We start from the raw sequence: 12,583 nt of genomic DNA, 5'->3' as shown, positions 1-12,583 counted from the left end.
AGATCAGTTTGAAAAATTTGTAAACGCCGCGGGCGGCGGTGCTGCGATTTTCGGACGGGACGACGACGGAGGGAGGTGCGGGCGTGGTGCGGAAGATCCTGTTTTCCAGCGACATCGACGATCCCATCGGGTGGGGCAAGGCGGTGCGCGCCCTGCGGCCGGACCTGGACATCGTGAATTGGCCGGACGCCACCGACCCGGCGGAGTTCGAGTTCGCGCTGCTGTGGAAGCCGCCGCCGGGCGGGCTCGGCGCCTACACCAACCTGAAGGGCATCCAGACGCTGGGGGCGGGCATCAACCAGCTCGACCTGTCGGCCCTGCCGCCGGTGCCGTTGGCCCGCATGATCGATCCCAGCCTGACGGAGTCGATGGTCGATTACGCGGTCGCCGCCGTCTACCGCCATTTCCGCGGCCTCGACCGTTTCGAGCGCAACACCCGCGCCCGCCACTGGCAGCACGAGGAGCCGCCGCACAAGGCCGACTTCCCGGTCGGCGTGCTGGGGCTGGGCGTGCTGGGCGGTGCCGTCGCCGCGCGGCTGCGCGCCGTGGGCTTCCCGGTCACCGGCTGGTCGCGCACCCCGCGCCCGACCGACGGGGTGGAGGTCTACGCCGGTGACGAGGGCCTGCCGCCCTTCCTGGCATCCGCCCGCGCCTTCGTCTGCGTGCTGGCGCTGACCCCGCAGACCGCCGGGATCCTCAACAAGGACACGCTGGCCGCCATGCCCGCCGGCAGCTATGTGATCAACATCGGCCGCGGCGGCCATGTGGTGGAGCCGGACCTCGCCGAGGCCGTCCGCAACGGCCACATCGCCGGGGCGACGCTGGACGTCTTCGCCAAGGAGCCGTTGCCGGAGGACCACCCCTTCTACGAGCTGCCGCAGATCCTGGTGACGCCGCACGTTGCCGGCGGCATCTCGCCGAAGACCGCGGCACCGACGCTGATCGAGAACTACGAACGCGCGCTGGCCGGCAAGCCGCTGCTCAACATGGTAGACCCGACGCGGGGGTATTGAGGCGGGGGCGGTCGCGGCGGGCCCCCACCCGGCCGCTCGCGCGGCCGGGTGGGGGCCAGCGTGTTACGCCGCCGCCGCCGGCGCCTCGGCCAGGATGGTGGTGCGGTAGAGCAGGCGCAGGTGGCGTTCGTAGTCGAACACCGTGGCGGTGTGCAGCACCGCCCGGTTGTCCCAGACCACGAGGTCGCCCTTGCGCCATTTGTGGCGGAGGTGGAAGGGCGCCGAGATGGTGTGGGCCTGGAGCCGGTCGACGAGGGCGCGGGTCTCCTCCCGTTCCATCCCCTCGATCTCCAGGATCACCTGCGGGCAGAGCCACAGGGATTCGCGGCCGGTGTCCGGGTGCTTGTGGACGAGCGGCTGGCGCACCGGCGGGTATTTGGCCTTGGCGGCGGCGGACAGCGGCTTGCGGGTGGGGTCCATCGCCTCGAGCTGGCGGTGCAGCTCCTCCCAGGAATGCACGGCCACCAGGGGACGCAGCCACTCCTTCTCCGCGTCGTCGAGCGCGTCGAAGGCGGCGGTGCTGTCGGCGAACAGGGTGTCCCCGCCCTCGGGCGGGATCTCGACCGCGTAGAACAGGGCGCCGATCGACGGCGTCTTCACATAGGAGTAGTCGAAGTGCCACTCCTCCCGGGCGTTGACGAACAGGGACCGCATCACGCCGTCCACCTTCAGGTTCCCGATCTTGATGATCTCGGGATAGCCGTCCAGCAGGTAGCCGCTGTCGATGTGCGCCTCGGTGTAGCCGAAGCGCTTGCTGGCGGCGACGATGTGCTCCGGCTCCAGCTCCTGGCCGCGGAACACCATCACGCGGTGGTCCAGATAGGCGCGGATGATCTCCTCCCACACCGCGTCGGACTGCGGGCGGGCGAGGTCGATGTTGGTGACCTCGATGCCGAAGCTGGCACCGGTCGGCTTCAACTCCAGATGTCGGTATTCGGGCGTGCTGGTCATGACGTCGTCCCCAACGCAGCTCCATGGTCAATCCCAAGAATGCCAGATCGGCCCAGCGTTGCAACATCGTTTGAATAACGTCAAAGAACAGTTTCCACATTGCCGCTACAGCCGCCATTGATGCGGCTGCGAAACGCTGTTACCATCCTCTCAGGTCTCGCCGATGACCAGCTTATTATTTAGTCTCTTTGCCGTTTTATCAACCAGGAGGGCGGTATGGCCAACCCGCAGGAAATCGCGGAACTCCGGCGCCAGCTCGCGGCGGCGCTGCGTCTGGCGGAGCGTTTCGACCTGCACGAGGGGGTGTGCAACCACTTCAGCGTGCGCATCCCCGGCGACGCGGAGCTTTACCTGATCAACCCCATGGGCCTGCACTGGTCGGAGATCACCGCCAGCCGCCTGCTGATGGTGGACGGCGCCGGCACGCTGCTGGCGGGCGACGGCGTGGTCGAGCCGACCGCCTTCTTCATCCACACCGAGGGGCACAAGGCGCGCCCCGACGCGCTGGCCATCTTCCACACCCACATGCCCTACGCCACCGCGCTGACCTGCGTGGAGGACGGGCGGCTGCTCTTCACCCACCAGAACGCCCTGCGCTTCTGGGACCGGGTGACCTACGACGACGCCTACAACGGCCTCGCCATGGACGCGGAGGAAGGGGCGCGCATCTCCACCGGCGCCAACGGCGGCGACATCGTGTTCCTGGCCCACCATGGCGTGGTGGTGCACGGCCGCACGGTGGCGGAGGCGTTCCACGACCTCTACTACCTCGAACGCTCCTGCCAGGTGCAGGTGCTCGCCGCCTCCACCGGCAAGCCGGTGCGCGAGGTGCCGCGCGACGTGGCCGTCCACACCGCGCGCCAGTTCGCCGAGCTGGCGGAGAAGGAATCCGCCCTGCATTTCGCGGCGCTGGAGCGGGTGCTGGCGCGCGACACGCCCTATTACGGAGACTGATCTTGCCGTTTTCCGGTGGCGGGCTTCTGGAACTCGCCCGCCTCGCCCTGCCGATCAGCGCGGCCCGCATCGGGCTGACGATGATGCTGGTGGTCGACAACATGATGGTCGGCCATTTCGGCACCGGCGACCTTGCCGGGCTGGCCTTCGCATCGGTGTTCGTGCAGACGGCGCAGACGGTCGGACTCGGCCTGCTGACCGGCGGGCTGGTCGAGATCTCCGCCGCCATCGGCCGCGGCGATCCGGCCGACGCCGGCGCCATCTGGCGCCGCTCGCTCGGTTACGCGTTCGCCATCGGACTGATCGCGGTGGGGCTCGGCGCCTTCGCGGGGGACCTGTTCCTCGCCACCGGACTGGCGCCCGATCTGGCGATGGAGGCGAGCGGCATCGTCGGCATCCTCGGCTGGTCGCTGCCGCCGATGCTGGTCTACATCGCCAGCGTCATGCTGCTGGAATCCATGGGGCGGCCTTTCGTGGCGGTGTGGATCATGCTGGGCGCCAACCTCGCCAACCTGCTGCTCGACTGGCTGCTGGTCTTCGGCCCCTTCGGCCTGCCGGCCCTGGGGGCGGAGGGGGCGGCGCTGGGCACGCTGGCGGTGCGGGTGTGCATCGCCGTCGCCATCGTCGCCTACATCGTCCGCATCCTGCCGGAGCGCCGGGCGCTCGGCCGCCCGCGGCTGGCCGACCACCGCTGGTCCGCCGGGCGGCGCCAGCGGCGGCTGGGGGTGGCGGAGGGGCTGAGCATGGGGATCGAGAGCGGCTCCTTCTCCATGATGGCGGTCTTCGCCGGCCGTTTCGGCGCGCTGGAGCTGGCCGCCTACACCATCGCCATCAACATCAACATGCTGCTGTTCATGATCGCGGTCGGGGTCGGCGGCGCCACGGCGGTGCTGGCGGCCCGCGCCCGCGGCCGCGGCGACCCGGCCGGCATGGCGGCGGCGGCGTGGAGCGGCTACGGCGTGTTCGCCGGGGCCACCGGCGTCATCGCCCTGCTTCTGGCGGTGTTCCCGGCCGCCGCACTCGGCTTCTACACCAACGACCCGGCGCTGGCGGCGGTGGCGCTGCCGCTGGTCGCGATCGTCGGCTTCGTCAATCTGGTGGACGGGGCGCAGCGGGTGGTCGCCAACGTGCTGCGCGCCTATGGCGAGGCGTGGCTGCCCACCAGCAGCCACCTGTTCTCCTACGTCTTCGTGATGGTGCCGGCGGGCTGGCTGCTCGGCGTGGCGGCGGGGCTGGGGGCCATGGGCCTCGTGCTCGCCATCGCCATCGCCAGCGTCGTCGCCACCGTCCTCCTCTTCGCGCGCTTCCTGTGGCTTTCCAGCCGGCCCCTCGCCCCCACGGGCGAGCTGCGGACCGGCGAAACGGGTTAAGGAGATTGGAATGGGCAAGCTGTTGACCGACGAGCAGATCGCCGGCTTCCACGCGAACGGCTTCGTCACCCGCATCCCGGTGCTGACGCCGGCGGAGGTCGCGGAGCTCGTCGCCAGGACGGAAGCGTTCGAGGCCGAACGCCCGCAGGACGTGTCCTGGGCCTTCGACATCAAGTGCAACCTGCTGCTCGACTGGGTCTACGAGCTCGGCCGCCACGAGCGGCTGCTGGATGCGGTGGAGGACCTGATCGGTCCCGACATCCTGATGACCAACGGCGTCTACCGGAACAAGAATCCCGGCTCTGCCGTGGATTACGGCTGGCACCAGGACAGCGCCCGCATCCAGGTCGATCCCACCTTCGTCATCTGTTACGTCGCCCTGTCACCGGCCACCTCGGAGAACGGCTGCCTGCGCGCCATCCCCGGCACCCAGGACCGGGTGCGCCCCTTCTCCCTCACCGAAGGGCCGGGGCAGCGCAAGCGCCTCGTCGCCCGCGTCATCGACGTGGACGAGAGCCAGGCCGTGGATCTCGTGCTGGAGCCGGGGGAGGCCGCCATCTTCCACAGCAACCTCGTGCACGGCTCGGCCCCCAACCTCAGCCAGAGCCGCCGGATGGCGCTGCTCTACGACTACACCCCGGCGGCGGCGCGGCAGAATGTCGGGCGCGGCTCCGGCCAGCTCGTGCGCGGGGTGGACCACTGGAACCATTTCGGCCACGAGCCGGTGCCCGAACCCGGCCTGACCGAGGGCAACGTGCTGCGCCGCCGCGAGATCCTTGGCACCTACCACGAGAATGTGCTGATGGGCCCGCGCCTGCCGGGCGAGACGGTGACCTTCCCCGACCGGCCCTACTGACGGATGCGGCCACCCCCGGCGGTCACCCCGCCGGGCTCACACCGACACCGCGACACCCAGCTCCGCGTCGATCGCGGCGAGCAGGGTGGCAGTGTCGAAGGGCTTGTGCAGGACACGGACACCGTCCGGCAGGGTCGGCGAATCCTGCCCCTCGGCGTAGCCGGTCATGCACAGCGCGCGCAGCGCCGGGTGCTCCGCACGGGCCCGCCGGATCAGCTCGGCGCCGCTCATGCCGGGCATCGCCTGATCGGTGAGCAGCAGGTCGGGCGGCCCGTCGGCGGCGATGCGGGCCAGCGCCTCCTCGCCGCCGGCCACCTCCACCACCCGATGCCCGGCGTCGCGCAGCGTGCCGGCGAGGCCGGCCAGCACCTCCGGCTGGTCGTCCACCAGCAGGATCAGGGCGCTGGACCGGTTGCGCGCCGCCCGCGGGCGCACCGGCGCGCGGGCGGGGGCCACGGCGCTCGTGGCGCGGGGCAGGTAGAGATGGACCGTGGTGCCGACCCCGACCCGGCTCTCGATGCGCATGCCGCCGCCCGACTGCTTGGCGAAACCCTGCACTTGGCTGAGGCCGAGCCCGCTGCCCTTGCCCACGGGCTTGGTGGTGAAGAAGGGTTCGACGATGCGGTCGAGCAGCGCCGGCGGAATGCCCTCCCCCGTGTCCGTCACGGTGATGCACAGATAGTCGCCGGCCGGCAGGTCGGCGCCGGTATCGTCGCCGTCGTTTGCCACGCCGACCAGACCGGCGACGATGGTCAGCCGCCCGCCCTCCGGCATGGCGTCGCGCGCGTTGATCGCCAGATTGAGGATGCCGAGTTCGAGCTGGGTTGGGTCGGCCAGCGCCGGCGGCAGGTCCGCCGGGACGATCCGCTCGATGCTCACCTGGGGGCCGACGCTGCGCTCCAGCAAGTCCTCCATCCCGGTCAGCAGGTCCCCGACATCGGTCGGCGCCGCCTGCAGATGCTGGCGCCGTGCGAAGGCCAGGAGCTGCTGCACCAGCCGGGCGCCGCGCTCCGACGCGGTGATGGCGTTGTCCAGGAAACGGGCGGCCTTTTCGTGGTCCTGCGGGTTGCGCTTGGCGATCTCGACGCTGCCGATGATCGCGGTGAGCAGATTGTTGAAGTCGTGCGCGACGCCGCCGGTGAGCTGGCCGAGGATTTCCAGCTTCTGCGTCTCGCGCAGGCGCGCGGCGATGCGTTCGCGCTCGGTGGTGTCGCGCAGGAAGGCGATGCCGCCGATCACCCGTCCGTCCTCGTCCAGCAGCGGGCTGTGCTGCGTCTCCACCGTCCCCTCGCGCCCGGTCTCGGGGTGGTAGGGGGCGCTGGGGATGGCGTGCGGGCGCCCGGACAGCGCCGCCGCCATGGCGGCTTCCAGATCGTCGCCGCGGCCGGTGGGGTAGAGGTCGAGCAGATGCCGGCCCAGCGCGTCGCCCTCCGCCAGACCGGTCACCGCGGCGACCGCCGGGTTCCACAGCGTCACCCGCCCGTCCCGGTCATAGGCCAGGATGCCGTCGGTCGAGCTTTCCACCAGGAAGCGGGAGAAGTCCCGCTCGTGCTTCAGCAACCGTCCCTGGGCCTCCCGCAGGTCGGCGGAGCGCCGCTCCAGCCCGTCGGCCATGGCGTCGAAGGCCAGCCCGAGCCGCCCCAGCTCGGTGGTTCCGTCGGTCAACCCGGTGCGGGCGCCACTGTCGCCGTCGCGCAGCCGGTTGGCGGCGGTGAGGATGCGCAGGATCGGGTTCATCAGGAACAGCCGTCCGCCGATGAAGGCGGCGAGCAGGGCCAGCGTGGCCCCGACCGCGATCAGCACGACCCCGCGTTGGGTGGCGCGGTCGATCGCCTCGAACTCGTGCTCGGTGGAAACGCCGGCGCTGACATACAGTTCGCGCGGCCCAAAAGTCAGCGGCACATAGCCCAGCACCCGCCGCGTGCCGTCCTGGCTCTGCATCTCCAGCGACCCGATGTCGGGGGCGTGCAGCAGATGGATGAAGGTGTTCGGAATGCTGCTGCCGATGAAACGCTCCGGGAAGGGGGTGCGCGCGATCACCGTGTCCTCGCGGTCCGCGATGGTCAGCGAGCCGCCGGTCGGCAGCGACCGTTTTTCCAATTGATCGGTCAGCCAGCCGAGGTCGAGTGCCGCGGTGCCGACGGCGATCACACGCCCGGCGTCGTCGTGCGCCGCCAGAGCCATCGGCAACGCATGCCGGTTCAGCCGCTCGGCGAACTGGTAGGTGCCGATCGCGAACTCACCGGTCTGCAGCGTCTCCTGGAAATGCGCCTGGGCGGTGATGTCGAATCCCGGCGGAACCGGCCGGGAGGCGCAGATCGCCGTTCCGTCCGCCCGGAAGACACCCAGCCGCAGGTATTGGGGAAAGCGCGCCTGGAGATCGGCGAGGTACGCCGAACAGCGCGCCGAATCCATGGTCCGGACGGACGGCCCCTCCAGCACCGCGCCCAGCAGCAGCCGCGTTCCGTCGATGATGCGGTCCAGTTCGGACGCGGCGAGGCGTCCGAGGCGTACGGCCACGCCATGGATTTCCGCCTGCCGCTCGCGCCGCAGGTCGATCTCGTTCATGGCCTGGATGGCGACGGCCGGAGCCACGGCGACCGCCACCAGGACAACCAGCCGTCCGAACAGCCCCATGCATGCCTCCAGCCCCCACTGGTTGTATCTCCAAACCTCCCCCTGCGCGCGCGAGCTTTTGGCATATGACTCCGGGTGCATAGGTCGCCGGCTTAAGCAGTCGGCTGATCCGTGTAACCCCAAGCATCGTGCCGCATCGCCGTTCAAGCACGGGCGGCCGTGCCCGCCGGCCGCTATGCTGCCCGGCGACTTCGAGCAGCGAGCACGTCACCATGACCAGCGGAGCGGCGATTCTCGTGAAGCGATACGGCATCGGCACCGCACTTCTCCTTTCTGTCCCGCATTCGATCAGTGACCGAGGTGAACGGTGAAGCATCGCAGCGACATCGACGGCCTGCGTGCCGTCTCGATCATTCCCGTGCTCCTGTTTCACGCCGAGATCCCGGGCGTCGGCGGCGGATTCGTCGGCGTGGATGTGTTCTTCGTCATCTCCGGCTACCTCATCACGGCGCTGATCGCCGAGGAGATGCGGCAGGGGCGCTTTTCGCTCGCCGGTTTCTACGAGCGGCGCATCCGCCGCATCCTGCCGGCGCTGCTGGTCATGCTGCTGGTCAGCGGCGTGGCCGCCTCGATCCTGCTGCTGCCCGTCGATTTCCAGGAATTCTCGAACAGCCTGACCGCGGCGGTGCTGTCGGTGTCGAACATCTTCTTCTGGCGCCAGTCCGGCTATTTCGACGACCAGGCGTTGATGAAGCCGCTGCTGCACACCTGGTCGCTGGCGGTGGAGGAGCAGTTCTACCTGGTCTTCCCGCTCTACCTGATGGCGGTGCTGCGCTGGGGCCGCGGGCGCTGGGTGGCGGCGGTGCTGCCGGTGGCGCTGCTGTCGCTGGCGCTGTCGGTGTACGGCGTCGCCCACAAGCCCGACGCCGCCTTCTACCTCCTGCCGACGCGGGCGTGGGAGTTGCTGGTCGGCTCGCTGCTGGCGCTGGGGGCGGTGCCGGCGCTGCGCGGCCGGCTGGCGAACGAGCTGGGCGGGCTGCTCGGGCTGGGGCTGATCGGGTGGAGCGTCCTCACCTTCGGCGACCACACCCCCTTCCCCGGCCTGAACGCGCTGTACCCCTGCCTTGGGGCCGCGCTGGTCATCCACACCGGGACCGCCCCGACTCTGACCGCGCGCCTGCTGGCGACGGGGCCACTGGTGTTCGTCGGGCTGATCTCCTACTCGCTCTATCTCTGGCACTGGCCGGTGCTGGTCTTCGCCAACTACCACACCATGGCGCCGCTGGGTGCGGGGGAGACGGCGGCGGCGCTGGCGGTGTGCGTCGTTCTGGCGGTGCTGTCCTGGCGCTTCGTGGAAACGCCGCTGCGCCGCGGCGGCTCTCCCATCGCCGGGCGGCGGGCCTTCGGCTTCGCCTCGGTGGCGGCCGTGCTGTTCATCGCGGTGGGGGCGGCCGGGCACGTCACCGGCGGCTGGGAAAGCCGCTTCAGCCCGCAGGTGGTCGCCGTGGACGCCATGAGCGGCAACCGCAACGACGCGCTGCTGCCCTGCCACAGCCGCCCCCCCGAGGACGTGGCGGCCGGCCGGCTCTGCATCATCGGCGCGGACGGCGCGCCGGAGACCTGGCTGCTGTGGGGCGATTCGCACGCCTGGGCGATGCAGCACCTCTACGACGAGGCGTTCCGCAGCCTTGGCGTCCGCGCGGTGGTGGCGAGCTACGACGGCTGCGCGCCGCTGTTCGGGATCACCCGCGTCGGCTATGCCGGGCCGTGCCGCGCCTTCGCCGACGCGGTGGCCCGGCTGGTCGAGGGCGGCGGCATCCGCGACGTCGCCATGGTCGCCTTCTGGGAAGGCTACTACCGCGACACCATCCAGGCGGACGTGCGGACGACCCGGCACGACCGCGAGCAGACGGCGGCCGCGCTGAACCGGGGCCTCGTCTCCACCGTCACCACCCTGGCCGACCGCGGCATCCGGGTTCATCTGGCCGACAGCCTGCCGGGCGTGCGCGTCAACGCGCCGCGCGCCCTGGCCGCCGCCCTCGCCTGGAACCGCCCCATCGACCCGCGCTTCACGGCGGAGGAATACCACGCCATGAACCGCGACTATTTCGCCGCCGTGGAGTCGGTGCGGGACCGCCTCGCCTCCCGACTGACCCTGTGGCGAACGCTGTGCGCCGACGGCCGTTGCGAGGCGGCGGCCAACGGCCTGCCCATCTATTTCGACAGCAACCACCCCACCCGCACCAACTTCGCCTTCGCCACCGACCCGATCCGCCGCTTCCTGCGCGAAGGCAGCGGGCCGGTGGCGATGGCGCGGTGAGGGGTGGGTGCCTCACACCTCGAAGAACACCGTCTCCCGGTCGCCCTGCATGTGGATGTCGAAGCGGTAGACGACGCCGGCCGCCGTGTCCTCGCGCTTCGCGATGAGGGTGTCGCGGCGGTCTTCCGGGACCGACGCCAGCACCGGGTCGGCGGCGTTGGCCTCGGCCTCGTCGGAGAAGTAGAGGCGGGTGTAGGCGTGGGTCAGCATGCCGCGCATGAAGACGATCACCGTCGTATGCGGGGCGCTGCCGTCGCCGGTCGGGCCGGGCTTGACGGTTTCGAAAACGAAACGGTTGCGCGGATCCGTTCCGGTACCGCAACGGCCGAAGCCGCGAAACGTCGCGTTCGGGTTGCGGCTGTCGGCCGGGTGGGCGTAGCGCCCCTGCGCGTCGGCCTGCCAGATCTCGATCATGGCGTCGCCGATGGGCTGGCCCTGCCCGTCGAACACCTGGCCGACGATGCGGATCGGCTGGCCGTCCGTCTCCTCGGTCGCCAGCTCGGGGCCGGCGATGCTGGGCAGATCGTAACCGTACTGGGTGGGCGTCAGCCCATAGGCGAAGTAGGGGCCGACGGTCTGCGAGGGCGTCTGTTTCAGGGCCATGGCTCAAGCCTCCATCGGCGTCGCCGCCGGGCCGCGCAGCACGATGTCGAAGACGTAGCCGAGTGCGAAGCCGGGTTCCGTCACGTCGATCGCGAAGTTGGAGATCAGCCGCTCCCGCGCGCCTTCCGGCGTGCCGAGGAAGATCGGGTCGAGCGGCAGAAGCGGGTCGCCGGGGAAATACATCTGGGTGACCAGCCGGGTGGCGATGGTCGGCCCGAACAGCGAGAAATGGATGTGGTTGGGCCGCCACGCGTTGTGGTGGTTGCCCCAGGGGTAGGCGCCGGGCTTGATCGAGTGGAAGCGGTAGTTGCCCTCCTCGTCGGTCACGCAGCGCCCGCCGCCGAAGAAGTTGGGGTCCAGCGGGGCGTCGTGCTGATCCACCTTGTGGACGTAGCGGCCGGCGGCGTTGGCCTGCCAGACCTCGACCAGCGTGTTGCGCACCGGGCGCCCGGCCTCGTCCAGCACCCGGCCGGTGACGACGATGCGCTCACCCAGCGGCTCGCCGTTCTTGCGGCCGTTGCGGGTCAGGTCGTGGTCGAGCGGCCCCAGGCAGTCCTGGCCGAACACCGGGCCGGTCATCTCCGACAGGCTCTGCTTCAGCGGGATCAGCGGCTTCGTGGGGCCGCGCAGGGTGGTGGACTTGTACCCGGCGTACAGGTAGGGCGGGTGCGCGGTCCAGTCGCGCGGTGCCGTGCTCATGGTTTTCCTCCCTCGGCCGCGGCGGCGTCCATCGCCGCGTAGGCGTCCTTGGCGACCTTGATGGCGCTGTTGGCCGCCGGCACGCCGGCGTAGACGGCGACGTGGAGCAGCGCTTCCTTCACGTCGTCGGGGGTGGCGCCCGTGTTGCGGGTGGCGCGGATGTGCATCGCCACCTCCTCGTGATGGCCGCCGGCGGCCAGCAGGGCGATGGTGATCAGGCTGCGCTCGCGCTTGGTCAGACCCGGCCGCGACCAGACGGAGCCCCAGGCCCCCTCCACGATGAATCGCTGGAAATCCACGTCGAAGGGGGACTTGTTCGTCTCGGCCCGGTCGACATGGGCGTCGCCCAGCACGGAGCGGCGGGTCGCCATGCCCTGATCGTACCGGTTCGGCAACGGCTGTTCGTCAGACAAGGTCGTTCTCCTTCAGGAACGTCCGGATGGCGGCGATCACCGCCTCGGGGTTCTCCACGCCGGGGATGTGGCCGGCGCCGTCGATGAGGTGGAAGCGGGCGCCGGGGATCAGTCCGGCCGTGGACCGGACGAGGTCCGGCGGGGTCGCCCCGTCCTCCGACCCGGCGAGGCACAGGGTGGGCACGGCGATGCGCGCCGCCGCCGCCGTCAGGTCACCGTCGCGCAGCGCCGCGCAGGTGCCGAGATAGCCCTGCGCCGGCGTGCGCACGAGCATGTTGCGCCAGACCGCCAGCTCCGCCGCCCGTTCCCGCCGGAAGGCGGCGGAAAACCAGCGCTCCAGGATCGCGTCGGCGATCGACGCGATGCCGCCCGCGGATATGGCGTCCATGCGCTGGGTCCAGCTCTCCACGCTGCCGATCCGGTGCGCGGTGTTGCTCAGCACCAGCGCCCGCACCCGCTCTGGCGCGCGCGCCGCGACACCCTGCGCGATCAGCCCGCCGACCGACAGGCCGACCAGGATGGCGCGCTCGACGCCGGCGTCGTCCATCACCGCGAGCATATCGCCCACATGGTCGTCGAGGCTGTAGGGTGCGGCCGGCGCGTCGGACAGGCCATGCCCGCGGGTGTCGTAGCGCAGCACCCGGAAATCGCCGGTGAAGGCGGGCACCACTTTGTCCCACACCTGGAGATCGGTGCCGAGCGAGTTGGAAAACAGCAGAACCGGCCCGTCGCGGCGCCCGTCCTCCCGGTAGCGGATCACGATGTCGTTGTTGCTGACGGCCTTCATCGGCTCTGCTCCTCCCACAGAATGCTGGACTTTATACGAA

11 protein-coding genes are annotated in these 12,583 nt (G+C 70.5%); 5 read left to right on the top strand and 6 right to left on the bottom strand.

Annotated elements, in window-relative coordinates; all coding sequences use genetic code 11:
* Nucleotides 1-83: 83 nt before the first annotated feature.
* A complete protein-coding gene (locus HL658_RS08895; protein WP_180281588.1) occupies nucleotides 84-1,013 on the top strand; it encodes an NAD(P)-dependent oxidoreductase in 930 nt (309 codons plus the stop codon).
* A gap of 63 nt (nucleotides 1,014-1,076) precedes the next feature.
* Here HL658_RS08895 and HL658_RS08890 read toward each other — a convergent pair whose 3' ends face one another.
* Nucleotides 1,077-1,964 (bottom strand): TauD/TfdA dioxygenase family protein, encoded by an 888-nt coding sequence (locus HL658_RS08890; protein WP_180281587.1) that lies wholly within the window; start codon nucleotides 1,962-1,964, stop codon nucleotides 1,077-1,079.
* 216 nt (nucleotides 1,965-2,180) lie between these two features.
* On the opposite strand from HL658_RS08890, the gene HL658_RS08885 reads away from it, so the two are divergent.
* From HL658_RS08885 to HL658_RS08875, 3 genes are read left to right on the top strand one after another with little or no spacing between them, the layout of a single operon-like run.
* Nucleotides 2,181-2,918, top strand: coding sequence for an aldolase (locus tag HL658_RS08885; RefSeq protein WP_180281586.1), 738 nt, complete (start codon nucleotides 2,181-2,183; stop codon nucleotides 2,916-2,918).
* Nucleotides 2,919-2,920: 2 nt separating this feature from the next.
* Entirely contained in the window at nucleotides 2,921-4,288 is a 1,368-nt protein-coding gene (locus HL658_RS08880) for an MATE family efflux transporter (protein ID WP_180281585.1), read from the top strand.
* A 10-nt stretch (nucleotides 4,289-4,298) separates the two neighbouring features.
* Nucleotides 4,299-5,144: a phytanoyl-CoA dioxygenase family protein gene (locus HL658_RS08875; RefSeq protein WP_180281584.1), complete on the top strand. Its 846-nt coding sequence runs from the start codon at nucleotides 4,299-4,301 to the stop codon at nucleotides 5,142-5,144.
* A gap of 36 nt (nucleotides 5,145-5,180) precedes the next feature.
* Here the strand turns inward: HL658_RS08875 and HL658_RS08870 are convergent, their stop codons facing one another.
* Entirely contained in the window at nucleotides 5,181-7,781 is a 2,601-nt protein-coding gene (locus HL658_RS08870; RefSeq protein ID WP_180281583.1) for a PAS domain-containing protein, read from the bottom strand.
* A gap of 307 nt (nucleotides 7,782-8,088) precedes the next feature.
* Between HL658_RS08870 and HL658_RS37960 the strand changes: the two genes are divergently transcribed.
* The gene (locus tag HL658_RS37960; RefSeq protein WP_180281582.1) at nucleotides 8,089-10,041 is read left to right on the top strand and encodes an SGNH hydrolase domain-containing protein; all 1,953 of its coding nucleotides are present in this window, start codon (nucleotides 8,089-8,091) and stop codon (nucleotides 10,039-10,041) included.
* Nucleotides 10,042-10,053: 12 nt separating this feature from the next.
* Here HL658_RS37960 and pcaG read toward each other — a convergent pair whose 3' ends face one another.
* Genes pcaG through pcaD form a run of 4 tightly spaced genes read right to left on the bottom strand, consistent with a single transcriptional unit; the run spans nucleotide 10,054 to nucleotide 12,543 of the window.
* Nucleotides 10,054-10,644, bottom strand: a complete 591-nt coding sequence (gene pcaG, locus HL658_RS08860; RefSeq protein ID WP_180281581.1) for a protocatechuate 3,4-dioxygenase subunit alpha — start codon at nucleotides 10,642-10,644, stop codon at nucleotides 10,054-10,056.
* Between the two features lie 3 nt (nucleotides 10,645-10,647).
* Nucleotides 10,648-11,343, bottom strand: a complete 696-nt coding sequence (pcaH, locus tag HL658_RS08855) for a protocatechuate 3,4-dioxygenase subunit beta (protein WP_180281580.1) — start codon at nucleotides 11,341-11,343, stop codon at nucleotides 10,648-10,650.
* Nucleotides 11,340-11,756 carry a 4-carboxymuconolactone decarboxylase gene (gene pcaC, locus HL658_RS08850; RefSeq protein ID WP_211109688.1) on the bottom strand — a complete coding sequence of 139 codons (417 nt, stop codon included), beginning with the start codon at nucleotides 11,754-11,756 and terminating at the stop codon, nucleotides 11,340-11,342. The genes pcaH and pcaC overlap by 4 nt, the downstream gene beginning before the upstream one ends.
* Nucleotides 11,749-12,543, bottom strand: coding sequence for a 3-oxoadipate enol-lactonase (gene pcaD / locus HL658_RS08845; RefSeq protein ID WP_180281579.1), 795 nt, complete (start codon nucleotides 12,541-12,543; stop codon nucleotides 11,749-11,751). The genes pcaC and pcaD overlap by 8 nt, the downstream gene beginning before the upstream one ends.
* Between the last annotated feature and the right edge of the window lie 40 nt (nucleotides 12,544-12,583).

This window comes from Azospirillum oleiclasticum, from assembly GCF_013423485.1.
GTDB classification, from domain to species: domain Bacteria; phylum Pseudomonadota; class Alphaproteobacteria; order Azospirillales; family Azospirillaceae; genus Azospirillum; species Azospirillum oleiclasticum.
The sequence above is the reverse complement of the archived record's forward strand: the minus strand, read 5'-3'. Positions and strand labels throughout refer to the sequence as shown.

Excerpts from the sequence above, each read along its gene's own strand:
- HL658_RS08875 (WP_180281584.1), top strand. The coding sequence starts at position 4,299 with ATGGGCAAGCTGTTGACCGACGAGCAGATCGCCGGCTTCCACGCGAAC.
- HL658_RS08890 (WP_180281587.1), bottom strand. The coding sequence starts at position 1,964 with ATGACCAGCACGCCCGAATACCGACATCTGGAGTTGAAGCCGACCGGT.
- HL658_RS08885 (WP_180281586.1), top strand. The coding sequence starts at position 2,181 with ATGGCCAACCCGCAGGAAATCGCGGAACTCCGGCGCCAGCTCGCGGCG.
- pcaH (WP_180281580.1), bottom strand. The coding sequence starts at position 11,343 with ATGAGCACGGCACCGCGCGACTGGACCGCGCACCCGCCCTACCTGTAC.
- HL658_RS08870 (WP_180281583.1), bottom strand. The coding sequence starts at position 7,781 with ATGGGGCTGTTCGGACGGCTGGTTGTCCTGGTGGCGGTCGCCGTGGCT.
- pcaG (WP_180281581.1), bottom strand. The coding sequence starts at position 10,644 with ATGGCCCTGAAACAGACGCCCTCGCAGACCGTCGGCCCCTACTTCGCC.
- pcaD (WP_180281579.1), bottom strand. The coding sequence starts at position 12,543 with ATGAAGGCCGTCAGCAACAACGACATCGTGATCCGCTACCGGGAGGAC.